At 70.4% G+C, this 24,469-nt stretch carries 17 protein-coding genes and 1 riboswitch; of the genes, 7 read left to right on the top strand and 10 right to left on the bottom strand.

Annotated elements, in window-relative coordinates:
• Window positions 1-6: 6 nt before the first annotated feature.
• Genes ACF09K_RS10560 through ACF09K_RS10550 form a run of 3 tightly spaced genes read right to left on the bottom strand, consistent with a single transcriptional unit; the run spans window position 7 to window position 2,778 of the window.
• Window positions 7-918 (bottom strand): ABC transporter ATP-binding protein, encoded by a 912-nt coding sequence (locus tag ACF09K_RS10560; protein WP_392242249.1) that lies wholly within the window; start codon window positions 916-918, stop codon window positions 7-9.
• Window positions 915-1,823 carry an ABC transporter permease gene (locus ACF09K_RS10555; protein WP_392242247.1) on the bottom strand — a complete coding sequence of 303 codons (909 nt, stop codon included), beginning with the start codon at window positions 1,821-1,823 and terminating at the stop codon, window positions 915-917. Before ACF09K_RS10555 ends, ACF09K_RS10560 begins: the two co-directional genes overlap by 4 nt.
• A complete protein-coding gene (locus tag ACF09K_RS10550; protein ID WP_392242453.1) occupies window positions 1,813-2,778 on the bottom strand; it encodes an ABC transporter ATP-binding protein in 966 nt (321 codons plus the stop codon). Before ACF09K_RS10550 ends, ACF09K_RS10555 begins: the two co-directional genes overlap by 11 nt.
• Before the next feature lie 423 nt (window positions 2,779-3,201).
• Here ACF09K_RS10550 and ACF09K_RS10545 point away from each other — a divergent pair, with 423 nt between their 5' ends.
• The 4 genes from ACF09K_RS10545 (at window position 3,202) to ACF09K_RS10530 (ending at window position 7,775) form a co-directional block, all read left to right on the top strand.
• Entirely contained in the window at window positions 3,202-4,971 is a 1,770-nt protein-coding gene (locus ACF09K_RS10545) for an SDR family oxidoreductase (protein WP_392242451.1), read from the top strand.
• 233 nt (window positions 4,972-5,204) lie between these two features.
• Window positions 5,205-5,753 carry an RNA 2'-phosphotransferase gene (locus ACF09K_RS10540; protein WP_392242245.1) on the top strand — a complete coding sequence of 183 codons (549 nt, stop codon included), beginning with the start codon at window positions 5,205-5,207 and terminating at the stop codon, window positions 5,751-5,753.
• Between the two features lie 135 nt (window positions 5,754-5,888).
• Window positions 5,889-6,791, top strand: a complete 903-nt coding sequence (locus tag ACF09K_RS10535; RefSeq protein WP_392242243.1) for an LLM class flavin-dependent oxidoreductase — start codon at window positions 5,889-5,891, stop codon at window positions 6,789-6,791.
• Window positions 6,792-6,893: 102 nt separating this feature from the next.
• Entirely contained in the window at window positions 6,894-7,775 is an 882-nt protein-coding gene (locus tag ACF09K_RS10530; protein WP_392242241.1) for an HAD-IIB family hydrolase, read from the top strand.
• Between the two features lie 16 nt (window positions 7,776-7,791).
• Here ACF09K_RS10530 and ACF09K_RS10525 read toward each other — a convergent pair whose 3' ends face one another.
• The 5 genes from ACF09K_RS10525 to hisC all read right to left on the bottom strand — a co-directional run bounded on the left by ACF09K_RS10525 (window position 7,792) and on the right by hisC (window position 16,510).
• Window positions 7,792-8,859: a peptidoglycan DD-metalloendopeptidase family protein gene (locus ACF09K_RS10525; RefSeq protein WP_392242239.1), complete on the bottom strand. Its 1,068-nt coding sequence runs from the start codon at window positions 8,857-8,859 to the stop codon at window positions 7,792-7,794.
• Between the two features lie 153 nt (window positions 8,860-9,012).
• Complete coding sequence (cydD, locus tag ACF09K_RS10520; RefSeq protein ID WP_392242238.1) at window positions 9,013-12,498, bottom strand: thiol reductant ABC exporter subunit CydD; 3,486 nt, start codon at window positions 12,496-12,498, stop codon at window positions 9,013-9,015.
• Window positions 12,499-12,576: 78 nt separating this feature from the next.
• Window positions 12,577-13,581, bottom strand: a complete 1,005-nt coding sequence (cydB, locus tag ACF09K_RS10515) for a cytochrome d ubiquinol oxidase subunit II (protein ID WP_392242236.1) — start codon at window positions 13,579-13,581, stop codon at window positions 12,577-12,579.
• Between the two features lie 20 nt (window positions 13,582-13,601).
• On the bottom strand, window positions 13,602-15,107 hold the full coding sequence (locus tag ACF09K_RS10510; RefSeq protein WP_392242234.1) for a cytochrome ubiquinol oxidase subunit I: 1,506 nt from the start codon (window positions 15,105-15,107) through the stop codon (window positions 13,602-13,604).
• 320 nt (window positions 15,108-15,427) lie between these two features.
• Complete coding sequence (gene hisC, locus ACF09K_RS10505; RefSeq protein WP_392242233.1) at window positions 15,428-16,510, bottom strand: histidinol-phosphate transaminase; 1,083 nt, start codon at window positions 16,508-16,510, stop codon at window positions 15,428-15,430.
• A 433-nt stretch (window positions 16,511-16,943) separates the two neighbouring features.
• On the opposite strand from hisC, the gene ACF09K_RS10500 reads away from it, so the two are divergent.
• The 3 genes from ACF09K_RS10500 to ACF09K_RS10490 all read left to right on the top strand — a co-directional run bounded on the left by ACF09K_RS10500 (window position 16,944) and on the right by ACF09K_RS10490 (window position 20,739).
• A complete protein-coding gene (locus tag ACF09K_RS10500; protein ID WP_392242231.1) occupies window positions 16,944-18,056 on the top strand; it encodes a LacI family DNA-binding transcriptional regulator in 1,113 nt (370 codons plus the stop codon).
• Window positions 18,057-18,578: 522 nt separating this feature from the next.
• Complete coding sequence (locus ACF09K_RS10495) at window positions 18,579-19,661, top strand: metallophosphoesterase (RefSeq protein ID WP_392242230.1); 1,083 nt, start codon at window positions 18,579-18,581, stop codon at window positions 19,659-19,661.
• A gap of 193 nt (window positions 19,662-19,854) precedes the next feature.
• Entirely contained in the window at window positions 19,855-20,739 is an 885-nt protein-coding gene (locus ACF09K_RS10490) for a hypothetical protein (protein ID WP_392242228.1), read from the top strand.
• A 70-nt stretch (window positions 20,740-20,809) separates the two neighbouring features.
• On the opposite strand, the gene ACF09K_RS10485 is transcribed toward ACF09K_RS10490, so the two are convergent.
• Both ACF09K_RS10485 and thiC read right to left on the bottom strand, forming a co-directional pair.
• Entirely contained in the window at window positions 20,810-22,267 is a 1,458-nt protein-coding gene (locus ACF09K_RS10485) for a VWA domain-containing protein (protein WP_392242227.1), read from the bottom strand.
• A gap of 158 nt (window positions 22,268-22,425) precedes the next feature.
• Entirely contained in the window at window positions 22,426-24,222 is a 1,797-nt protein-coding gene (gene thiC, locus ACF09K_RS10480; protein ID WP_392242225.1) for a phosphomethylpyrimidine synthase ThiC, read from the bottom strand.
• Window positions 24,215-24,404: riboswitch (TPP riboswitch) on the bottom strand. Its footprint overlaps the gene before it by 8 nt.
• Window positions 24,405-24,469 lie beyond the last annotated feature (65 nt).

Genomic DNA, 24,469 nt, shown 5'->3' with positions numbered 1-24,469 from the left:
GGCCTCCTACGCCGCGACCAGGTACGAGAACACGGACTCGAGGGACTCGTCGGACGGCGAGACCGTGAGCAGCCTGATGCCGTGGTCCCTGGCGACGCGCGGCAGCAGCGAGGTGAAGCGGCCGAAGTCGACGGCCTGGATGCGCAACGCCCCCTCGGCGAGGTCGACCTCGATGCCGGAGGTCGACGGGTCGGCGATCAGCGCGGCCGCGAGCGCGCGGTCGTCGCTGGAACGCACGAGGTAGCGGTGCGGGCGGTCGGTCATCAGCCGGCGGATCTTGCGGAAGTCGCCGCTGGCCGCGTGGCGTCCGGCGACGACGACCTCGATGTGCCAGGCCAGCTGCTCGACCTCTTCGAGGATGTGCGAGGAGAACAGCACGGTGCGGCCCTCGTCGCCCATGCGCCGCAGCAGGTCCATGAGCTGCATGCGCTGGCGCGGGTCCATGCCGTTGAAGGGCTCGTCCAGCAGGAGCAGCGAGGGCTCGTGGACGAGGGCACTGGCCATCTTCACGCGCTGGCGCATGCCCTTGGAGTACGTCTCGATCTTGCGGTCCTGCGCGTACTCCATCTCGACCGTGGCCAGGGCCTTCTGGGCGGCCTTGGCACCGAGGCCGTGCAGCTCGGCGTTGGCGACGACGAACTCGCGGCCGGTGAGGAAGTCGTACATCGCCTCCCGCTCGGGGACGATGCCGATGTGCCGGTAGATGTCCTCGTTGCGCCAGACCTGCCGGCCGTCGAGGGTGACGGTGCCGGTGGAGGGGGCGAGGAAGCCGCCCATCATGTTGATGAGGGTGGACTTTCCGGCGCCGTTGGGACCGAGCAGGCCGGTGACCCCGGGGCCGACGGTCATGGTGATGTCGTTGACGGCGACCACGTTGCCGAACCAGCGGGAGACGTGGTCGAGGGAGAGCGTGGTCACAGTCCCACCTTCTTGTAGCGGCGCATCAGGAGTCCGTAGCACGCGGCGATCAGGCCCAGGCAGACGACGACGTACACCGCGCCCTCCGCGGAGGAGGGGCCGATCCCGCCCGGAGCGGCGGAAGCGGCGCCGAGGAACGCCGACTGCACGCCGTCGATGAGGGTGACCGGCGAGAACAGGCCGATCCAGGGGATGGCGCCCGTGCTGCCCTGGGCGTCGGCGATGGCCTGGAGCGTGGAGACGGCGCCGTAGGAGATGGTCAGGACGGCGATGACGGCCGCGATGCCGAAGCCGCGGCGCGGGGTGACCGCCGCGATGACCAGTCCCAGGCCGGCGAGGAGCAGGGAGAACAGTGCCACGGAGACGAGTCCCTGGGCGAATCCCTCGGTCTGGTCGGCGAAGTCGAGCTTGGCCAGCAGGGCGCCCGCGTAGAGCACCAGCAGGGGTGCGGCGGTGAGGACGAACAGGGCCGAGGCGAGCGCCGCGAACTTGGCGCGGACGTAGTCGGCGGTCTCGATCGGCCGGGAGAAGTACAGCGGCACGGTCTTGAAGCGCAGGTCGCGCGAGACGGACTGGGGGGCCTGCGAGGCGACGTAGAGGCTGATGACGGCCTGCATGACGATCGCGTAGCGGGTGTAGTCCAGCGGGAGTTCCTTGGCCTTCGTGGCGACGGCGACGGCGACCATGATGGCCGCGGGCACGCACATCACCACGAACAGCAGCATCGGCAGCACCTTGGACTTCACCGAGCGGCCGAGGCCGTAGGCGCCGCGCAGGGACTGCGAGTAGAGGGAACGGCGGGCGTAGGCGCGGCCCAGGCGGGGGCCGTCGTAACTGCGGTAGCCGATGTTGTGGATGCGGGTCTGGTCGCCCGAGGGGGTGGTCACCGGGTGCTCAACTGCCATGGCCGACGGCCTCCTTCCGCTGCTCGTCACTGTCGTGGAAGACCTCGGAGATGTGGTGCCGGCGCTGTTCCATGCGCACCAGGCCGAGGCCGAGGTCGGCGACCACGTCCCGTACGACGTCGTAGGTGTCCTCGCCCTGTGCGGTGAGCAGCAGGACGTGTCCCGCACCGGGCAGTCCGCTCTCGGCGTCCAGGACGTCGACCCCGCGCGCGTGCAGCTCCTGGCGGACCGCGCGGGTGCCGTCCGGGTGCTCGTCGGTGTCGGTGACCTCGATGGCGAGGGTGGTGGTGGTCTGGGTGAAGTCGGTGGTGGAGCTGGAGCGCAGGAGCTTGCCGCCGTCGACGACGACGACGTGGTCGCAGGTGCGTTCGAGTTCGCCCAGGAGGTGGGAGGTGACCAGGACCGAGATGCCGAAGTCGGTGTGGATGCGGCGGATGAGGCCGAGCATCTCGTCGCGGCCGACCGGGTCGAGGCCGTTGGTCGGCTCGTCGAGGAAAACCAGCTGCGGGTCGTGGACCAGCGCCTGGGCGAGTTTCACGCGCTGTTTCATGCCCGTGGAGTAGCCGCCGATGGGACGGTAGCGCTCCTCGTACAGCCCGACGTGGCGCAGGGTGTCGGCGGTGCGCTCGCGCGCGGCGGTCGGCGGCAGGCCGGACATGCGGGCCATGTGCACGACGAACTCGGTGGCCGAGACGTCGGGCGGCAGGCAGTCGTGCTCCGGCATGTAGCCGACGCGCTCCCGGATGGCGGCGCCCTCGGTCGCGACGTCGAGTCCGAGCACTTCGGCGCGGCCCTCGGAGGCGGGGGACAGACCCAGCAGGATCTTGATCAGTGTGGACTTGCCGGCCCCGTTGGCACCGACGAGTCCGGTCACACCGGGCCCGACGTCCACGGAGAGCCGGTCAAGAGCGGTCACCCGGGGGAACCGCTTGCTCAGGCTTTCGGTCGCGATCACAGTCACGTCCTCGACGATAGTGACGTGGACCACGCCGGTCGTCAGACCGTGGAGCTGTCCTCGTCTCAGACTCGAGACGTACGGGCCCGTAGGGGTTCCCCATCCTGGGATCTAGACCACGCGGGAACCAGGCGTCCCGTCGACCCTGTTGACGCTCTCTCTAACAAGTGTCAGATTCGGCGGGGTCACGTTACGGACGCGTACCGCAGCCGGCCGGACCGGCGCGGCGAGACGGGCGCGCCCGGACGGAGGCGGCTCGGGGCGGAGGCGTCCAGGGCCGGAGCCACGGAGCGCGAGGCCGCGCGGACGCAGGGCGAGGAGCTGCGCGTGGGGCCGCTCCGGGACAAGCTGACGGAAGTGGATCGGGAACCGGAGCGGTCTGCCGCGGCTGCGGCGTCCGGCGGAGGCGGAGGCGGAGTGACGATGCTGGAGGGCGCGCGCGAGCGCCGGGTACGAACCGGTGGGATCGAGCTGTGCGTGGCCGAACTGGGGGATCCGGGGCGACCGACGGTCGTCCTGGTGCACGGCTATCCGGACAGCAAGGAGGTGTGGTCCGAGGTCGCGCCCCTGCTGGCCGACCGCTTCCACGTCGTCCTCTACGACGTCCGGGGCCACGGCCGGTCCAGCGCGCCGCGGCCACTGCGGGGCGGGTTCACCCTGGAGAAGCTGACGGACGACTTCCTGGCGGTGGCGGACGCGGTCAGCCCGGACCGGCCGGTGCATCTGGTCGGGCACGACTGGGGCTCGGTGCAGTCCTGGGAGTTCGTCACGGTCGAGCGCACCAAGGGCAGGATCGCGTCCTTCACGTCGATGTCCGGCCCCTCCCTCGACCACTTCGGTCACTGGATCAACAAGCGTCTCACCCGGCCCACTCCGCGCCGCGTCGGCCAGCTCCTGGGCCAGGGCGCGAAGTCCTGGTACGTGTATCTGCTCCACACCCCCGTGCTGCCCGAACTCGCCTGGCGCGGCCCTCTCGGCAAGCGCTGGCCGGGCATCCTTCGGCGGCTGGAGAAGGTCCCCGCCGGCGAGTACCCCACGCCGTCGCTGCCCTCCGACGCCGCCCACGGTGCCTGGCTGTACCGCGACAACGTCCGCCCCCGGCTGCGCCGTCCGCGCCCGGACGCCCACGCGCACGCGCCCGTGCAGCTCATCACGCCCCTGGGGGACGCCTTCCTGTCCGAGCGGCTGTACGACGAGCTGGAGCTGTGGGTTCCCCGGCTGACGCGCCGGACGCTCCCGGCGAAGCACTGGGTGCCGCGCACCCGCCCCGATCAGCTGGCCTCCTGGATCGCGGAGTTCGTGAACTCGACGGAGAGCGGCGGGAACACGCGGAAGGCAGAACCACGGCCGAGGACGGACGGGCCGTACGCCGAGCGGTTCGGTGGGCAGCTGGTGCTGGTCACCGGTGCGGGAAGCGGCATCGGACGGGCGACGGCGCTCGCGTTCGCCGGGGCGGGCGCTCGGGTGGTGGCGGTCGACCGCGACACCGAAAGCGCCCTCCACACCGCGGAGACGGCCCGTCTCCTGGGGGCCGCGGGTGCCTGGGCGGAGACGGCGGACGTCTCCGACGAACAGGCCATGGAGAAGCTGGCGGCGAAGGTGCTCGCCGAACACGGTGTGGTGGACGTCCTGGTGAACAATGCGGGCGTGGGGCTGTCGGGTTCGTTCCTCGACACCACTGCGGAGGACTGGCGCCGCGTCCTGGACGTCAACCTGTGGGGGGTCATCCACGGTTGCCGCCTGTTCGGCGGGCAGATGGCGGAACGCGGTCAGGGTGGCCACATCGTCAACACCGCTTCCGCGGCGGCTTTCCAGCCGTCCGGCTCGCTTCCCGCCTACAGCACGGCCAAAGCCGCGGTGCTGATGCTGAGCGCATGCCTGCGTGCCGAGCTCGCCCGACAGGACATCGGGGTGACGGCGGTCTGTCCCGGCCTGGTCAACACCGGCATCACCGCGACGGCGACGTTCGTCGGTGTCGACACGGAGGAGGAGAGGCGTCGGCAGAAGCGCTCGACGCGCTTGTACGCGCTGCGCAACTACCCTCCGGAGAAGGTCGCCGACGCGATTCTGCGTGCGGTGGTCCGCAACGAGGCAGTGGTGCCGGTGACACCGGAGGCGAGGGTTCTCCACGTCCTGTCCCGGTTCGCTCCGGCGCTGTCGAGGCGACTCGCGCGGGTGGAGCCCCGGCTCTGAGGGACGTGCCGACCGGTCGCGGGGAGGGTCGCGAAGCCCTTCGGGAGCTCTCCCCTTCGAGCCCGTCGCACCAAATCCTTTGACATCAAACGATGGCGACGGAACGCCGTCACCGGCACGGCGGTTGTCCACAGATTCGCCAAGTCGCTTGTGGATAACTGCCGTTGCTGTGGATCAAACATCGGGTACAAAACTCCATGCGTGATCCCCGTCTCTCCCGTCATGCTGACCGGATGGACGAAAGACGCACCGTGAAGGTGTCGAAGTACCTCGCGAAGCACCTGCGCCACCAGCCCGAGCGCATCGGCCTCACCCTCGACGAGGCCGGCTGGGTCGAGATCGAGACGCTCGTCGCGGCAGCCGCGGCCCACGGCTTCCCCTTCACGCGCGACGAGCTGGATCACGTCGTCGCCACGAACGACAAGAAGCGTTTCGCGGTCGAGGGCACACGCATCCGCGCCAGCCAGGGCCACAGCGTCGACGTGGACCTCGCCCTCCCGACGGCGGCCCCGCCGCCGTACCTCTACCACGGCACCGTGGCCCGGCACCTGGAGGCGATCCGGGCCGAGGGACTGCGTCCCATGAACCGGCACGACGTGCACCTCTCCGCCGACCGCGAGACCGCGACCCGGGTGGGCGCGCGCCGGGGGCGGCCGGTGGTGCTCGCCGTGGACGCGGCAGCCATGCACCGCGACGGCCACGTCTTTCACGTGAGTGCGAACGGCGTCTGGCTGGCGAAAGCCGTACCACCGCGTTACCTGCGGTTTCCCGGCCCGCACTGAGCTTCTCTCGTTCCCGGTCCCGCCACTTCCGCGCGATCTGTGCACCTGGCCGTCCGGGGACTCACCGCATGGCTCGTCCGGCACGCACGGTGCCGGTTTCACGTGAAACGCCGGCGGCCGCATACGCTCGACGACATGAGTCTGCGACTGAGCACCGTGATCCTCCCGCACCGACGCTGGCACGAGGGCGGCCGCTCGGCCTGGACGCGCGCCGAGCAACTCGGCTTCCACACCGGGTACACCTACGACCACCTGTCCTGGCGCAGTTTTCGGGACGGCCCCTGGTTCGGCGCGATCCCGACACTGACCGCCGCCGCGTCCGCCACCGAGCGAATGCGTCTGGGCACCCTGGTGACCTCGCCGAACTTCCGGCATCCGGTGACCCTCGCCAAGGACCTGATCTCGCTGGACGACATCTCCGGCGGCCGCGTCACCCTCGGGATCGGCGCGGGCGGCACGGGCTTCGACGCCACCGCCCTCGGACAGGAACCGTGGACGCCCCGCGAGCGGGCCGACCGCTTCGGCGAGTTCGTGCCCCTCCTGGACCGGCTGCTCACCGAGGACTCGGTGTCCTACGAGGGCAACTTCTACTCGGCGCACGAGGCGCGCAACATCCCCGGCTGCGTGCAGCGCCCCCGGCTGCCCTTCGCCGTCGCCGCGACCGGTCCGCGTGGACTGAGGCTCGCCGCACGTCACGGCCAGGCCTGGGTGACCACCGGCGACCCCAGGCTGTACGAGAACGGCACCCCCGAGCAGTCGGTCGCGGCCATCCGCGGCCAGGTCGAGAAGCTCACGGACGCCTGCGTGGCGCTCGGCCGGGACGTGACCACCCTGGACAAGATCCTGCTCACCGGGTTCACTCCGGACCGGGGTCGGCCGCTGGAGTCCCTGGACGCCTTCGTGGACTTCGCGGGCCGCCACCTGGCGCTCGGTTTCACGGAGATCGTCATCCACTGGCCCATCCCGGAGTCCGACTTCGCCGCGGACCAGAAGGTCTTCGAGCGGATCGTCATGGAGGCCCCGGCGCAGCTGCGCTGACCTCGCTACCGGTCACCCCCGCCGACCTGCGGTGTCGACCGTCGTGACTCATATGTGCGGGCTCTCGCACGGTCGTGCGCATCGATACGGGAGAATGACCGGGTGACCTCAGCAACGCGAGAGCCCGAGACCCCGGCCGCCACCACCCCGCCGCGGCTGATCGCCACCGACCTCGACGGGACCCTGCTGCGCGACGACAAGTCGGTGTCCCCACGCACCGTCGAGGCCCTCGCCGCCGCCGAGGAGGCGGGCATCGAGGTCTTCTTCGTCACCGGCCGCCCCGCCCGCTGGATGGACGTCGTCAGCGACCACGTCCACGGACACGGCCTGGCGATCTGCGGAAACGGCGCCGCCGTGGTCGATCTGCACGGCGGTCCCGGCACTCACCGGTTCGTGAAGGTGCGCGAGCTGGCCCGCGAGAACGCACTGGACGCCGTACGGCTGCTGCGCGAGGCGGCGCCCGGGACCATGTACGCGATCGAGCAGACGTACGGCTTCTACCAGGAGCCGGAGTATCCCCGGATGCACCTGGAGGTCCCCGACTCTCTCGCGCCCGCCGAGCAGCTGCTGGCACCGGACGCCCCGGGAGCGGGTGAGCCGGTCCTGAAGATCCTGGCGTTCCATCCCACACTCGACCCCGACGCCTTCCTGACGCTGGCCCGGCTGGCCATCGGCGACCGCGCCAACGTCACCCGCTCCAGCCCCAGCGCACTGCTGGAGATCAGCGGCCCCGCTGTCTCCAAGGCCAGCACGCTCGCCCTGTGCTGCGCGGAGCGGGGCATCTCGCACGAGGAGGTCGTCGCGTTCGGGGACATGCCGAACGACGTCGAAATGCTCACCTGGGCGGGCCGTTCGTACGCCATGGGCAACGCGCACCCGGATGTGGTCGCGGCAGCCTCCGGAAGGACGGTGGCCAACAACGACGACGGGGTAGCCGTCGTCATCGAGCGCCTGATCGCAGAACGGCTCCAGGCTTCCGGCTGAACCAGGCGCTGCGGGACTACCTCACGGGTGCCCCGCGTGCCGCCAGCCACGGCACCGGGTCGACGGCCGACCCCATGTCCGGAGTGACCCGCACTTCGAAATGCAGATGCGGGCCGGAGGAGTTGCCGCTGGTGCCCGACTGCCCGATCCACTGTCCGGCCGACACGCTCTCGCCCTGGTCGACGGCCACCGATGCCAGGTGGGCGTACTGCGTGTAGTAGCCGCCCTGGTGCTGGAGCACGATCTCCATGCCGAAGGCCCCGCCGCACGACACCCGCACCACACGGCCCGCGCCGGCCGCCTTCACCGGCGTCCCGATCGGCACCGCGAAGTCCTGACCGGTGTGCCGGCTGGCCCAGCGGGCGCCGCCACTGCCGAAACTCGCGGACAGGATGTAGCCGTCGACCGGCACCACCCACTCCCGCCGGTCATGGGCCGGTGGCCGGTCGAACCGCTCGGCGCCACGGCAGGCACCGGCGGCGACCGAGACGTCCGCCTGCCCCTGCAACTGCCACCGCGCCTGTTCCAGCTTCTGCTCGATGCCCGTCTTCAGCGCGGCGAGTTCGGCGTTGTGCCGCTCCAGCGCCTGTCGTGCCCGCGTCGCCCTCGCCTCGTCGGCGGCCAGCCGGGTCTCGGCCCGCCGGCTCTTGCCGATCGCGTTGTCCACCACCAGATTCGTCCGCGAGAGGACGTGCTGACCCCGCATCAGCGCGTCGGGGCTGCTCGACAGGACGAGCTGCGCGGCGACAGGCAGTCCTCCGCTGCCGCGGTACTGGGCGCGCGCGATCCGGCCAAGGTCCTCACGCAGCACGGTGATCTCCTGCCGCTCGCGGTCGAGGAGTTGCTCCAGCCGCTGGGCTTTCGCCCGCTGCTTCCCGGCCTCGACGCGTCCCTCCTGGTACTGCTGGGTGGCCACGGCCGCCTCCTCGTACAGCCGCGCCACCTGTGCGCTGAGTCGGGAGCCGGGTCCGCCGGAGCCGTCACCGCCCGGTTCGCCGTCGGCGGTCGTGGGCAACGCCACCAGCGTCAGGACCGCGCACAACAGGGCCGGAACCAGCAGCGGACGACGGGGAGATGAGCACATGTCAGCGATCCTGTCCCGGCGGACCGCCTCAGGTCCTGTTCTGGTCATGCGCCTGGGGGACCGGCGCCTCCGAATGGCCGAGTGCGGGCCGTGCCGGGCGCTCGCTCGAGACGGCGGCGCGGCCGCCGCGCCGACCGCGGGAAGGGGCGGGGTTCACCCCACCAGCAGCTCAGCCGCCTCCTCACGCTCGACCATCTCGCGCAGCGGTCCCTCCACCAGGGCCAGTTCCGCGTACGCGCCGCGTTGCACGATCCGTCCCCCGTCCAGGACGACCACCTCGTCCACCGCGTCGAGTCCGGCGAGCCGGTGGGTGATGAGGAGCATGGTGCGGCCTTCGGTGGCGGCCAGCAGGTCCGCCGTGAGCGCGTCGGCGGTCGGCAGGTCGAGATGCTCGGCGGGCTCGTCGAGCACCAGGACGGGGAAGTCGGCGAGGAGCGCGCGGGCGAGGGCGAGCCGCTGGCGCTGTCCGCCGGAGAGCCGGGCGCCGTGCTCGCCGACGAGTGTGTCGAGTCCGTCGGGCAGTTCGTCCGCCCATTCCAGCAGCCGGGCTCGCGCCAGCGCGTCCCGCAGGTCGTCCTCGGTGGCGTCCTTCTTCGCCAGCAGCAGGTTCTCGCGGACCGAACTGTCGAAGAGGTGGGCGTCCTGTGCACACAACCCGACCAGTCGCCGCACGTCGTCCCCGTCCAGGGCGCACGCGTCCACCCCGCCGAGTGTGTACGAGCCCGCTCGGGGGTCCAGGAAGCGCAGCAGCACCTGTGCGAGTGTCGTCTTGCCGGACCCGGAGGCCCCGACGACGGCGATCCTCCGGCCCTGCTCCACCGTGAGGTCGACGCCGGCGAGCGCGTCCCGCTCCTGCCCCGCGTGGCGGGCCGACAGACCTTCGAGGACGAGCGGGAACGGCGAAGCGGGCGCCCTGCGGGGCCGCTCCGGTTCCCGCACCGGCTCGGGAAGGTCCAGGACCTCGTACACGCGCTCCGCGCTCCTGCGCACCCGCTGGCGGTACTGGACCGCGAGCGGCAGGCCCATGACCGCCTCGAAGGCGGCGAGCGGGGTCAGGACGACCACGGCCATGGTCACTCCGCTCAGCCGTCCCGCGTCAACGGCCTGCGCACCCACGAGGGCGGCGCCGGCCACCGTCAGACCGGAGACGAGCGCGGTCAGCCCGCCGCCGAGCGCGGTGGCGGTCGCGGCGTGCGAGGCGATCCGGGTGAGCGCGGAGTCCGCCGCCCGGACCGCGGCCGTACGGGCCGGCAGAGCGCCCGCGACGGTCAGTTCGGCGGTGCCGGTGAGCAGGTCGGCCGCGCGGACGGCGAGCGCACCTCGCGCGGGGGCCAGCCGGTGCTCGGCCCGGCGTGCCACGACACCGGTGACCAGCGGGACGCCCACCCCGGCCGCGAGCAGCCCCGCGGCGAGTACTGCCCCCGCCTCCGGCAGCAGCCACGCCGTGAACGCGACGGACCCCGCGCAGACGACGACCGCGGACGCGGCGGGCAGCAGCCAGCGCAGCCAGTAGTCCTGGAGGGCGTCCACGTCGGCGACGAGGCGCGTCAGCAGGTCGCCGCGACGGGTGGTGCGCAGCCCGGCGGGGGCGAGCCGCTCCAGCCGCCGGTAGACGGCGACCCGGGTGTCGGCGAGCATCCGCAGGACGGCGTCGTGCGACACCAGCCGCTCGGCGTACCGGAACACGGCCCGTCCGATGCCGAAGGCCCTGGTCGCGGTCACGGCCATCATCAGATAGAGGACCGGCGGCTGTTGCGAGGCACGGGAGATGAGCCAGCCGGAGGTGGCCATGAGGCCCACGGCGCTGCCGAGGGCCAGACTGCCGAGGAGCAGCGCGAGACCGAGGCGTCCGCGCCGGGCACCCGCCATACCCCGGACCCGGGCAAGGACCCCGCCCTCGGTGGGGTCGGCCCGTACCGGCTCCGGCGCCCGGACGGCGGGCACGGCTTCGTCCAGGACGGCTCGGGAGCCCTGACGCGGTGCCGTCGCAGGTCCTCGTGTCACCGTGTCCGTCGTCTCGAGCCGCACCACCCGGTCCGCCACCGCGAGCAGCGCCGGGCGGTGCACCACCAGCAGGACCGTCCGGCCGACCGCCAGCCGTCGTACGGCCGCCACGACCTCTGCCTCGGTCTCCCCGTCGAGCGCGGCCGTGGGCTCGTCCAGCAGCAGCACGGGCCGGTCCGCGAGAAACGCCCGTGCCAGCGCGAGCCGCTGGCGCTGGCCGGCGGACAGCCCGGCCCCGTCCTCGCCCAGCACCGTCCCGGCGCCGTCCGGCAGCGCGTCCACGAACCTCAGCGCACCCGCGTCCCCGAGCGCCCGGCGTACGGCGGTGTCATCGGCGTCGGGACGCGCCAGCCGTACGTTCTCGGCGATCGTCCCGGCGAAAAGCTGCGGGTGCTGCGGCACCCAGGCGATCCGGGAACGCCACTGCTCCAGGTCGATGTCCGCGAGATCGGCTCCCCCGACGCTCACCCGGCCCTCGGCCGGCCGGACGAAGCCCAGAAGGGCGCTCAGCAGGGTCGACTTGCCCGCACCGCTGGGCCCGACGAGTGCCACCGTCTCTCCGGGAGCGACGGTGAAGGACGCGTCCGAGACGGCATCGGCGGAGCGTCCGGGGTAGCGGACCGTCACGTTCTCGAAGGCCACGCCACCCGACGGCACCGCGTCCTTCCCTGACCTCGGCATCGGTGTTTCCAGGACCTCGAAGATCTCCTCCGCCGCGGCGAGCCCTTCGGCGGCCGCGTGGAACTGGGCCCCGACCTGCCGCAGCGGGAGATACGCCTCGGGTGCGAGCACCAGAATGACCAGACCGGTGTACAGATCCATCTCGCCGTGCACGAGCCGCATGCCGATTGTCACGGCGACGAGGGCCACCGAGAGCGTCGCCAGCAACTCCAGCGCGAACGACGAGAGGAAGGCGATCCGGAGCGTCCGCATGGTCGCCTGCCGGTACTCGCCGGTGATCCGACGGATCGACTCGGCCTGCGCCTTGGCCCGCCCGAACACCTTGAGCGTGGGCAGTCCCGCGACGACGTCCAGGAAGTGCCCGGACAGCCGGGACAGCAGTCGCCACTGGCGGTCCATCCGCGACTGCGTGGCCCAGCCGATCAGCACCATGAAGACGGGAATCAAGGGCAACGTACCGGCGATGATCGCGGCCGAGACCCAGTCCTCGGTCACGATCCGCGCCAGCACCGCCACCGGCACGACCACCGCGAGACCCAGCTGCGGCAGATACCGCGAGAAGTAGTCGTCGAGGGCGTCCACCCCCCGGGTGGCGAGCGCGACCAGCGAACCGGTGCGCTGACCGCTCAGCCACCCCGGACCCAGCAGGGCCGCCCGTTCCAGCAGCCGGCCCCGCAGCTCCGACTTCACCGCGGCGCTCGCACGGTGCGCGGAGAGCTCGGTGAGCCAGGAGACCAGCGCCCGGCCGGCCGCCACCGCGACCAACCACATCAACGGCGTGCGAAGGTCACCGACCGGTCGGCCCTGCTCGAACGCGCCGACCACCACCTCGGCGATGAGCATCGCCTGGGCGATCACCAGCACCGCTCCGACAGCACCCAGGCCGACGACCGCCATCAGGAAGAAGCGGGTGGCGCGGGCGTATCGAAGGAGACGCGGGTCGATCGGTTTCACGTGGAACACACCTTTTTCATCACGAGGCATGTTTCACGCGGAACGCGCGTTTCACGTGAAACATGCCTCACCTCGGTATCAGTGCACGGCCTCAGCGATGTGCTGCGTACCGATCCGCTTGCGGAAGACCCAGTAGGTCCACCCCTGGTACACCAGGACGACCGGCGTGGCGAGCCCTGCGCACCAGGTCATGATCTTCAGGGTGTACGGGCTCGACGAGGCGTTGGTCACCGTGAGGCTCCAGTCCGCGTCGAGCGAGGACGGCATGACGTTCGGGAAGAGCGTCAGGAAGAGCATCGCGACGGCGGCCACGATGGTGAGACCGGAGAGGGCGAACGACCAGCCCTCCCGACCGGCCTGGTTCGCCACGAGCGCTGCGACCAGGGCGGCGACGGCCACCACCAGGGCCACGAGGCTCTTGCCGTCACCACTCTCCACCTGTGTCCACAGCAGGAAGACCAGTGCGCACACGGCGGTCGCCAGACCGACCTTGGTCGCGAGCTGCCGCGCCCGTTCCCGGATGTCGCCGACGGTCTTGAGAGCCGTGAACACCGCGCCGTGGAAGGTGAACAGCGTCAGGGTCACCAGACCGCCGAGCAGCGCGTACGGGTTGAGCAGGTCTCCGACACCGCCGACGTACTCGAAGTCCTGGTCGATCTTCACGCCGCGCACGATGTTGCCGAAGGCCACGCCCCACAGGAAGGCGGGGAGGAGCGAGGTCCAGAAGATGGCGTGCTCCCAGTTGCGCTGCCACCTCTCCTCGGGACGCTTGGCCCGGTACTCGAAGGCGACGCCCCGCACGATGAGACAGACCAGGATGAGCAGAAGCGGCAGGTAGAAGCCGGAGAAGAGCGTGGCGTACCACTCGGGGAAGGCGGCGAAGGTCGCGCCGCCCGCGGTGAGGAGCCACACCTCGTTACCGTCCCAGACGGGTCCGACGGTGTTGATGAGCACCCGTCGCTCGGGGCGGTCGCGGGCGAGCAGTTTGGTGAGGATGCCGACCCCGAAGTCGAAGCCCTCCAGGAAGAAGTAGCCGATCCACAGGACGGCGATGAGGACGAACCAGACGTCGTGCAGTTCCATGACTGTGCAGCTCCCTCGGCCTAGTAGGAGAAGGCCATCGGCTTGTCGGCGTCACGGGGGTCGCCGCCGATCTTCGTGGGCGGGTTGAGATCGGCCTCGGTCAGCTCGGGCGGACCGGCTTTCACGTACTTCACGAGCAGCTTGACCTCGACGACGGCGAGGACTGCGTAGAGCACGGTGAAGGTGATCATCGAAGTGAGGACCTCGGCCTGGGAGACACCGGGGGAGACGGCGTCCCGCGTCTGCATCACGCCGTACACGACCCAGGGCTGGCGGCCCATCTCGGTGAAGATCCAGCCCCAGGAGTTGGCGATCAGCGGGAACGCCATGGTCCACAGCGCCAGGAGCCAGTAGAGCCGGGTGAGCTTCGGCCCGAGGGGCTCCTTCAGCAGGACCAGATGCGGCACCTCGTCCTCCCCGGTCCGCAAGGCGGCCGGCAGCAGGGACCGCTTGCGGGTGAGCCACAGCCCGGCCAGGCCGAGGGAGAACGACGCCATGCCGAAGCCGATCATCCAGCGGAAGCCCCAGTAGGCCACCGGGACGATGGGCTTGTAGTCACCGGGTCCGAACTGCTGCTGGAGCGCTTCGTTGGTGTCGTTGATACCCGGCACGTACGACTCGAAGTCGCTGTGGGCCAGGAAGGACAGCAGGCCGGGGATCTCCAGAGCGACCTTGTTGTGGCCCTCGTCGACGTCCCCGTACGCGAACACGGAGAAGGGTGCGGGCTCCTCGCCGTCCCACAGCGCCTCGGCCGCGGCCATCTTCATCGGCTGCTGTTCGTACATGACCTTGCCGAGGGTGTCGCCGCTGACCGCGGTGAGCAGTCCGCCGACCGCCAGGGTGACCAGGCCGAGCCGCAGGGAGGTCCGCATCTCGGGGATGTGCTTCTTGCGCATCAGGTGGAAGGCGGCGATACCCACCATGAAGGCGCCACCGGTCAGGAAGGCCGCCGAGAAGCTGTGGAAGACCTGGTTGAGAGCGGTGTTCTGCGTCAGGACGCGCCAGAAGTCGGTGAGCTCCGCGCGGCCCTTCGCCTCGTTGATGCGGTAACCGACGGGGTGCTGCATCCAGGAGTTGGCCGCGAGGATGAAGTACGCCGACAGCAGCGTGCCGATCGAGACCATCCAGATGCAGGCCAGGTGGATCTTCTTGGGCAGCCTGTCCCAGCCGAAGATCCACAGGCCGATGAAGGTGGACTCGAAGAAGAAGGCTATGAGGGCCTCGAACGCCAGGGGGGCGCCGAAGACGTCACCGACGAAGCGCGAGTAGTCCGACCAGTTCATGCCGAACTGGAACTCCTGCACGATGCCGGTGACGACACCCATCGCAATGTTGATCAGAAAGAGCTTGCCCCAGAACTTCGTCGCCCTGAGGTACTTCTCCTTGTCGGTACGCACCCAGGCGGTCTGCAACCCGGCGGTGAGCGCCGCGAGCGAAATCGTCAGGGGGACGAAAAGGAAGTGGTAGACAGTGGTGATGCCGAACTGCCAGCGCGCCAGCGTCTCCGGCGCCAGAGCCAGGTCCACGTCGTCAGTCTCCTTACGTAGCCGCGCGAGCGGCGATTTGCCCCTTGTGCCACACACGCCATCGGAGCAACCGGACACGCTTGTGAACGCGTTCACATTCACAAGCAATTATGCCGCATGCCCGTTCGATCTTTGATGGGCGGGGGGTCCCTCACGAGGACCGACGGACCCGCCCGAGGTGGACCACTCGACCCCTGGCGCAAAAACGGCGTCCCGGTTTCACGTGAAACCGGGACGCCGAACACTGTGACCTGCGACGGAGTCTTCCTCAAACCCTCAGGTGACTCCTCGCTCCCCTCCGCACGCCTCAGCGGTCAGGCCTAAAAGTGATCCTCACGGAAGACCTCGGCCGCCTTGAGGAAGATGTCGTTGGCCTCGGTCTCCCCGACCGTGACCCGAACGCCCTCGCCCACGAACGGCCGGATGACCACCCCCGCCTGCTCACACGCCGACGCGAAGGCGGCCGTACGCTCCCCCAGCCTCAGCCACACGAAGTTGGCCTGGGTCTCCGGCACCGTCCAGCCCTGAGCACGCAGCCCCTCGACCACCCGGTTGCGCTCGCAGACCAGGGAACCGACCCTGCCGAGCAACTCGTCCTCGGCCTGCAGCGAGGCGATCGCCGCTTCCTGTGCGATCTGGCTCACTCCGAACGGCACCGCCGTCTTGCGCAGCGCTGCCGCCACCGGCTCATGGGCGATCGCGAAACCGACCCGCAGTCCGGCGAGCCCGTACGCCTTCGAGAACGTCCGCAGGACACAGACGTTCGGCCGCTCCCGGTACAGCACGACACCGTCCGGCACCTCTGCGTCGCGGACGAACTCCCGGTAGGCCTCGTCGAGCACGACCAGGACATCACCCGGTACCCGGTCCAGGAACCGTTCCAGCTCGGCCCGCCGTACCACGGTCCCCGTGGGGTTGTTGGGGTTGCAGACGAAGATCAGCCGGGTCCGCTCGGTGATGGCGTCGGCCATCGCGTCCAGGTCGTGCACATCGCCGGCCGTCAGCGGTACCTGCACCGAGGTCGCACCGCTGATCTGCGTGATGATCGGGTACGCCTCGAAGGACCGCCACGCGTAGATGACCTCGTCGCCCGGCCCCGCCGTCGACTGGATCAGCTGCTGGGCGACGCCGACCGAACCGGTGCCCGTGGCGATGTGCGAGGCCGGTACGCCGAAGCGCTCGGACAGCTCCTCCACCAGGCCCGAGCACGCCATGTCCGGATAGCGGTTGAACGACCCGGCGAGGTCCGTGACGCGCTCCAGCACGCCAGGCAGCGGCGGATAGGGGTTCTCGTTGGAGGACAGCTTGTAGGCCACGGGGCCACCCGTCGCGGCCGGCTTGCCCGGCTTGTAGGTGGGGATCCCCTCCAGCTCGGCGCGCAGCTTGGGGCTTGTCTCGCTCACCGCAGTCCTCCTCGTGATCACCGCCGGCTCAATACTGCTCACCTTATGAGGATTCGGCCCGCGTGCGTACAGCTGGAGACGGACCTCTCCCGGCGAAACCCGTGCCGGACCACCACGCGCCCTCCACATCAACGGCATCCCCGCACGAAGGCGGACGAAGACGTGCACGCCGGGGGCGCACCGTACGCATATCCACGCGCCGGTGGCTCGCGCCGTGGCGCGCATCCCTCGTGCAGGTGAGTTGAGACCTCTTCGAGACATCGACGCCTTGGCAGGCTCATCCCTCCCTGCACACCACGTCCTGACATGAAATGAGTCAACAACCTTGGAAAACAAGGTAGTTGACCCATTAAAGCCATGCAGAAACGTGCCTGTCGACGCGTGCATATGCGTCCGCCCTACCCCACCGGATGAGCCCTACTATCGGCTCGCCATGACAGCAGCAGGGAAGCACCAGGTGAGCCGCGCGGAAACCTCACGCCGAGGCAACCGGCCGGGCCGAGCGGGCATCAGGGACGTGGCCGCCGCCGCCGGAGTCTCCATCACGACCGTCTCCGATGCCCTCAACGGCAAGGGCAGGCTCCCGGACGCCACCCGACGCCACGTCCGCGAGGTCGCCGAACGACTGGGCTACCGCCCCTCGGCCGCGGCCAGAACCCTCCGTACCGGCAAGTCGGGCCTCATCGGTCTGACCGTGACCACCTACGGGGATGAACCTTTCACCTTCACCGAGTTCGCGTACTTCGCCGAGATGGCGCGAGCCGCCACCTCCGCCGCGCTCGCCCGCGGCTACGCCCTGGTCATCCTCCCCGCGACCTCGCGCCACGACGTGTGGTCGAACGTCGCCCTGGACGGCACGGTCGTCATCGACCCGTCCGACCAGGATCCGGTGGTCGGCGAACTCGTCCGGCAGGGGTTACCGGTCGTCTCCGACGGGCGTCCGGCCGGCCCGCTCCCGGTCACCGCGTGGGTGGACAACGACCACGAGGCGGCCGTCCTCGACATCCTCGACCACCTGGCCGCCGCCGGCGCCCGCCGCATCGGCCTCCTCACCGGTACCACCACCGACACCTACACCAACCTGTCGACCAGCGCGTATCTGCACTGGTGCGAGCGCGTCGGCCAGGAACCGGTCTACGAGGCCTACCCCGCCCACGATCCGTGCGCGGGCGCCGTAGCCGCCGACCGGCTGCTGGCCCGGCCCGACCGTCCCGACGCCGTCTACGGCCTGTTCGACCCCAACGGCACCGATCTCCTCGCCGCCGCCCGCCGCTACGGCCTGCGCGTACCGGAGGACCTCCTGCTGGTGTGCTGCAGCGAGTCCACCGTCTACGCCAACACCGAACCGCCCGTCACCACGCTGTCGCTGAAGCCCCGGCGCATCGGCACCGCGGTGGTGCAGCTCCTCATCGACGCGATCGAGGGCGTCGAGTCCGACCGGCCGGTCGAGCAGGTGGTGCCGACGGAACTGATCGTGCGCACCTCGTCCCAGCGGCGTTCGCCGCGCACGACGGTCAGCCCGCCCCGGGTCCCGGACGAGAAGTAGGAACATGCGGGCGATCGGCGGGGTGTACGGGTGCGCGGGCGCGGAGAGCCGGGACAGACAGGACGATCCGATTCCGTTCCTGGGCAGGGGGCGCGGCGGCGACCCCGTCGAGAAGACCTGTTCCGACGGTGGCCGCCTCCCCGCCCGTCGGGCCCGGAAACCGGCCGACGGCGGCCGGGGTGAGGCCGACCGGCACCACCCGGAAACCGCCGGACGGGTGAACGCCCCGGGTCCGCGCCCCCGTCCCGCTCCGTCGCGCGACACGTTCCCGGACGGCGCGGCGAGGCCGGCGCCAGGTGGGCCGGGGGTGTGAGCACGGTGTGCACCGGGTGAGCGAGTACTGCCGAAGCCCGGCCCAATCGGGGCGAAAGCCGCGGCGAACAGGAGCCTTGCTCCGATTCACCACCCCTGGGTCATCACACGGCACGATCCGCGTTCCTATGATGGGCGCACGGCACCGCGGGCCGTGGCGACCATGCAGTCCGAAGCGGTGCAGATGCGGCGCGATGGTGGAGGGGTCTGATGACTCAGGGGGCCGGTCAGGGACCCGAGGTGGAGCGTACGGCGACGGTGCGCGACTTCCGAGTGCCCGCGTACGTCCACGAGACCGGTCCGTACGCCCACAGCGCGCATCCCGGGAACGCCGTACCGCCGCTGGAGGACCCTCTCGAACCTCCCGAGGGCTACACGCCCACGCAGCGCGACCTGCCCGTCATCAACCGGGGCGACACCCTTCAGGTGACCGTCGACCCGGCCGTCGCCCAGGCCCCGCAGGCCGCGGCCGGCCCCGGTCCGCTGTTCGTCGTGGGCGACGTGCACGGCTACCTCGAGGAACTGGTCGCTGCCCTCCGGGAGAAGGGCCTGGTCGACACGGCGGGCAACTGGTGCGCGGGCACCGCCCGGCTGTGGTTCCTCGGCGACTTCACCGACCGCGGCCCCGACGGCATCGGGGTGATCGACCTCGTGATGCGGCTGTCCGCCGAGGCCGCCGCGGCCGGCGGCTACTGCAAGGCCCTCATGGGCAACCACGAACTGCTCCTGCTCGGGGCCAAGCGGTTCGGCGACACCCCCGTCAACTCCGGTGCGGGCACCGCCACCTTCCAGGCGGCCTGGCTGCTCAACGGCGGCCAGAAGTCCGACATGGACCGCCTCCAGGACCACCACCTCCAGTGGATGGCCCGCCTCGACGCCATGGAGGAGGTCGACGGTCACCTGCTCGTGCACTCCGACACCACCGCCTACCTCGACTACGGCGACTCGATCGAGGCGGTCAACGACACCGTCCGCGAGACGATCACGCGTAACGACGCGGACGAGGTGTGGGATCTGTTCCGCAAGTTCACCAAGCGCTTCTCCTTCCGCGACGAGGGAGGCTCCGACGCCGTTCGCTCCCTCCTCGATACGTACGGCGGCACCCGCATCGTTCACGGCCACAGCCCGATTCCGTATCTGCTGGGCGAAGTCGGCTCCGAGGACGACGAGGAATCGACCCGTCCCGTGGTCGAAGGGCCGCACGTCTACGCCGACGGGCTGGCCATCGCGATGGACGGTGGCGTGACGATGGCCGGAAAACTGCTGGTCCAGCAACTGCCGCTGTCCGTCTGACCGTTCCCGGGTCCCTCTCCGCCCGCGCCGGACCCGCCCGGCGGTGCCGTGGGCCCGGGGTCAATTTCGGCGAACCCCCTGTTACCCCGGGCCGTCGCCGCTCTACCATCGGTCCATCCGTAGCAGGCTCCCCTCCGTTTCTGCCCGACGGCTCGTTGGCATGCGAGCCCCAAGCCCTACGGAGCATCGGGGGATGCACATGAACAGCGTTCCGCAGCACCTGCACAGCGAGGACCGCCAGGAGTACGAGCGGATCCTCGACGAGGCGCTGCGCTCCGCACCACACCACCCGGAACCGGCCGCCGCGGGACAGCGGCTCAACTCCGAACAGCTGCGCACCATGGCGCTCAACGCCTCCGCGCTCATCACGGCGGCCGCGGCGACCGAGTACCAGCACTACGTGAAGGTCCGCGAGGAACTGCGCCGTCCGACACCGTCCAGCCCCTCCTCGGCCGGGCACGAGTCCGGCTCCGGTGAGCCGGGCGTCACCGGAATGGGATTCGCCACCACCGTGGGGGAGGCGGCCCAGGCCGCCGAAGCCGCCGGAGCGGGCGCCGTCGCCGTCGCCGCCGTCCTCACCCCCGTCCTCGCCGGCACCGCGGCGGTGATCTTCCTGCTCGTCGGCTACATCCTGCGGATGCTCGATCCCGAGCCGGCCTTCGCCACGACGATGCTCACCACCGGGTGGACGTTCGGGGCGGTGGCCGCGGCCGCGATCCTCGTCGCGACCGTCGGCCTCCTGCTCACCGCCCTGCGCAACCGGCCCTCCCCGGGGGCCGGCCCGTACGGCGAACTGAGCGAGGAGGTGGAGCGCGCCAAGGAGGCCTGGCAGGAGGCCCTGCTGGAGCGCGGCATCCGGCCTTTCCTGCGCGAGGCCCTCGCCGATCCGGACACGCGCGCCGCACTCGGCCCCGCGCCGGCCCCACCGGCGCCCACCGGCCGTCTGCCGAAGATCGGTTACGGCCGTCCGGGCTTCAGCAGCCCCGACGAAGGGATGTCGGGCGGCTCCCGTCCGAGCTTCAGCAGCCCGGACTACACCAGCCCGGACTTCGGAGGCCCCGAGCACCGGCCGGAATAGGCCCTCGGCTTGCGCCCCCGGCCCGGGGAGCGCAAGCCGCACGGAGCAGGGGCGGCATCCGGCCTGCCGGTCAGAGGATGCCCGCCTGCCCCGCGGCCGTGAGCCAGTGCGGGAACTCGGACAGGAGCCGGTCGTAGAGCTCGGGGTCCGGGACCGTGCTGATGTCGTCGACGGCGAAGAAGCCCACGTTGTCCACGCGTCGGCCGGGCAGCGTGTCGAACCGCTCGAGGACGCCGTAGTGGGAACGGCCGAGTCCGACGAACTGCCAGAAGATCGGCTCCTCCACTGCGGCGCGCAGTTCCTTCTCGATCGCGGCGTCGCGGTATACGCCTCCGTCGGAGAAGAACAGCACCAGCGTCGGGGCCGCCACCGGGTTCGCCCGGACGAAATCCCTGACCTGGGCGATGACCTTCTGTTCCTCGTTCTGGATGCCGACCGAGCGCATGTCGACCTGGCCCGGTTGCAACCCCTTCCGCGGCTTCTTGCTCCGCCGGAACAGGCTGATCTCGCCCACCCGCACATGCAGCCGCAGCCAGTCGGGAAGCTCCCCCAGGCGCAGGTCCGGCAGCCGGGCCGGGTTCGATGCGAACGTCCAGGCCTGCATCTCGCCGTCGTCGTCGAGCTGTGCCGCCACCGCGGCCATGCGCTCGACCACGTCCGCCACCACACCGCCGGAGTACAGGAACGACATGGACCCCGATGCGTCGAGCACCAGAACGACCCGCGCTCTGACCCCGGCCGCACCACGCTTGCTCAGGCTGACGGCCACCTGCTGCTTGCGCAGGGAGAGCCGCTTGCGCATGTCGACGGGAAGGTGTTCCTCGCCTTTGGTCAGCCGGGTGCCCCCGGAAGGCGACGCGGGCACAGCGGTGGAGGGGACCGGAGCGGGAGGCGGTGGCGTGGGCACGCCCGGAGCGGGCCGGGGCGCGGCCGACGGAGGCGGGGGTGGCGTGCTTACGGGCGACGCCCCGGGACCGGCCGCCGTGGCGGCGGGCTCCTCATCGACGCTGATCCCGAAGTCGGTGGCCAGGCCCGCGAGCCCGGAGGCGTACCCCTGGCCGACCGCCCGGAACTTCCAGCGTCCCTCCCTCAGGTACAGCTCACCGCCGATGAACGCGGTCTCGGTCTCCCCTCGCATCTCGAACCGCGCCAGCTCCACCGGGCCCCCGGCGTCGAACAGCCTGAGCGTCAGACCGGTCACCTGCCCGAAGGTGCCGCCGTCGGCGGACGCGCACAGTGCCACACGGGTGACGGCGCCCTCCAGCGAACGCAGGTCCACCTCGACCGCGTCGGTGGTGACGCCGCCGGCGCTCCGCTTCCCCGCGTGCCGCACGGCTCCGGAGGCGTGCCGCGGCTGGTTGTAGAAGACGAAGTCCGCGTCGTCGCGCACCTTGCCGGCGGCCGTCAGCAGCAGGGCCGACACGTCCACGTCCGGCCCGCCGGCCTGTTCGGACCAGCTGATCTCGACGCGTACGGACGGCACGTCGACCGGCAGATTGGCGCCCTTGCTCATGGGTTGCGCTGTCATGGCACCAGTCTGCCGAGCCGTACCCCAGAAGCACCTCCCCCGACGGAAACCGGCGGTCGCCCGCGTCCTGGCCACCGTCGAGGCCACCTCCGGCCCCGAACACCACGGCCCGGCTGCCGTGCCCCCGACCGGCACGGCAGCGGCGCCGTCACCGCACGTCAGTCCGCGACGGGCAGGTACACCCGATTGCCTGCGGCCGCGAACTCCTTGGACTTCTGTGCCATGCCCTCCTCGACCTCCTCCCGGCTGCCTCCGTGCTCACGGCGGATGTCCTGGGAGATCTTCATCGAGCAGAACTTCGGCCCGCACATCGAGCAGAAGTGGGCCGTCTTCGCCGGTTCGGCCGGCAGTGTCTCGTCGTGGAACTCCCGGGCGGTGTCCGGGTCGAGAGCCAGGTTGAACTGGTCCTCCCACCGGAACTCGAAACGGGCGTCGGACAGCGCGTCGTCCCATTCCTGCGCACCGGGGTGGCCCTTGGCGAGGTCGGCGGCGTGGGCGGCGATCTTGTAGGTGATGACGCCGGTCTTGACGTCGTCGCGGTTGGGCAGGCCCAGGTGTTCCTTGGGCGTGACGTAGCAGAGCATCGCCGTGCCCCACCAGGCGATCATCGCGGCACCGATGCCGGAGGTGATGTGGTCGTACGCCGGGGCGACATCCGTCGTCAGCGGGCCGAGCGTATAGAACGGAGCTTCATCGCAGATTTCCTGCTGAAGGTCGATGTTCTCCTTGATCTTGTGCATCGGGACGTGTCCCGGACCTTCGATCATGGTCTGAACATGGAAGCGCTTCGCGATGCGGTTGAGTTCCCCGAGGGTGCGCAACTCCGCGAACTGGGCCTCGTCGTTGGCGTCCGCGATCGAGCCGGGCCGCAGCCCGTCGCCCAGCGAGTACGTGACGTCATAGGCCGCGAGGATCTCGCAGAGTTCCTCGAAGTTCTCGTAGAGGAACGACTCCTTGTGGTGGGCCAGGCACCACGCGGCCATGATCGAGCCACCGCGGGAGACGATTCCGGTCTTGCGGTTCGCCGTCAGCGGGACGTACGGCAGGCGCACGCCTGCGTGGACGGTCATGTAGTCCACGCCCTGCTCGGCCTGCTCGATCACCGTGTCCTTGTAGATCTCCCAGGTCAGCTCCTCGGCCCGGCCGTCGACCTTCTCCAGTGCCTGATAGAGCGGCACCGTGCCGATGGGGACCGGTGAGTTGCGCAGCACCCACTCACGGGTGGTGTGGATATTACGACCGGTGGACAGGTCCATGACCGTGTCGGCGCCCCATCGGGTGGCCCAGGTCATCTTCTCGACCTCCTCCTCGATGGAGGAGGTCACCGCCGAATTGCCGATGTTCGCGTTGACCTTCACCAGGAACCGTTTGCCGATGATCATCGGCTCGATCTCCGGGTGGTTGACGTTGGCGGGCAGCACCGCACGTCCGGCCGCGATCTCCTCGCGGACGACCTCGGGCTCCACATTCTCCCGGACGGCCACGTACTCCATCTCCGGCGTGATCTCCCCCCGCCGCGCGTAGGCGAGTTGAGTGACCGCCTGCCCGGCCCGGCCGCGGCGCGGCAGGCGGGGACGCCCGGGGAAGACCGCGTCGAGATTGCGCAGTCCGCCACGCGGCGAGGTGTGTTTGATCCCGTCGTCCTCCGGACGGACGGGGCGGCCCGCGTACTCCTCCGTGTCGCCACGGGTGATGACCCAGTTCTCCCGCAGAGGCGGCAGCCCCCTGCGGACATCCGTCTCGACGAGCGGATCGGTGTACGGGCCGGAAGTGTCGTACAGCGTGACCGACTTCCCGTTCGTGAGATGCACCTGGCGGACCGGCACCCGCAGGTCGGGGCGCGGACCCTCGACATACGCCTTGTGCCATCCGACGGACTTCCCGGCCTCTTGGTCGCTGGAGACCTCGTCGGAGGTCTGCGCGGAGGCAGGCGTGCGTGTGTCCTTGTTGGTCATGAGACCTACTCCCTACGCCGGCATTACCCGGTAACAGGTTCAGCGGTCGACGCAGCGGTTTCCGTCTGCCGACGATTCATGTGAGACATCACTCGGTGGTGGTGACGTTCCACGTGAAACATCGCAAAGACGAAGGTCAGCGCCCTCTCAGCCCGGTGCTCCGAGCTCCCGCGTGTGCAAAAGTGCCTCCACGCTAGCGTCCTTTGTGGCGCGGTGAACAGTGGGCCTCGGTCGTTCTTGCGATGAT

This window comes from Streptomyces sp. NPDC014882 (genome assembly GCF_043081325.1).
Taxonomy (GTDB): domain Bacteria; phylum Actinomycetota; class Actinomycetes; order Streptomycetales; family Streptomycetaceae; genus Streptomyces.
Note: the sequence above shows the minus strand (reverse complement) of the source record. Positions and strands in the feature narration are given on the sequence as shown.

Coding starts and splice junctions, on each gene's coding strand:
- ACF09K_RS10555 (WP_392242247.1), bottom strand. CDS start 1,823: ATGGCAGTTGAGCACCCGGTGACCACCCCCTCGGGCGACCAGACCCGC.
- ACF09K_RS10545 (WP_392242451.1), top strand. CDS start 3,202: ATGCTGGAGGGCGCGCGCGAGCGCCGGGTACGAACCGGTGGGATCGAG.
- ACF09K_RS10540 (WP_392242245.1), top strand. CDS start 5,205: ATGGACGAAAGACGCACCGTGAAGGTGTCGAAGTACCTCGCGAAGCAC.
- ACF09K_RS10535 (WP_392242243.1), top strand. CDS start 5,889: ATGAGTCTGCGACTGAGCACCGTGATCCTCCCGCACCGACGCTGGCAC.
- ACF09K_RS10525 (WP_392242239.1), bottom strand. CDS start 8,859: ATGTGCTCATCTCCCCGTCGTCCGCTGCTGGTTCCGGCCCTGTTGTGC.
- cydB (WP_392242236.1), bottom strand. CDS start 13,581: ATGGAACTGCACGACGTCTGGTTCGTCCTCATCGCCGTCCTGTGGATC.
- ACF09K_RS10500 (WP_392242231.1), top strand. CDS start 16,944: ATGACAGCAGCAGGGAAGCACCAGGTGAGCCGCGCGGAAACCTCACGC.
- ACF09K_RS10495 (WP_392242230.1), top strand. CDS start 18,579: ATGACTCAGGGGGCCGGTCAGGGACCCGAGGTGGAGCGTACGGCGACG.
- ACF09K_RS10490 (WP_392242228.1), top strand. CDS start 19,855: ATGCACATGAACAGCGTTCCGCAGCACCTGCACAGCGAGGACCGCCAG.
- ACF09K_RS10485 (WP_392242227.1), bottom strand. CDS start 22,267: ATGACAGCGCAACCCATGAGCAAGGGCGCCAATCTGCCGGTCGACGTG.
- thiC (WP_392242225.1), bottom strand. CDS start 24,222: ATGACCAACAAGGACACACGCACGCCTGCCTCCGCGCAGACCTCCGAC.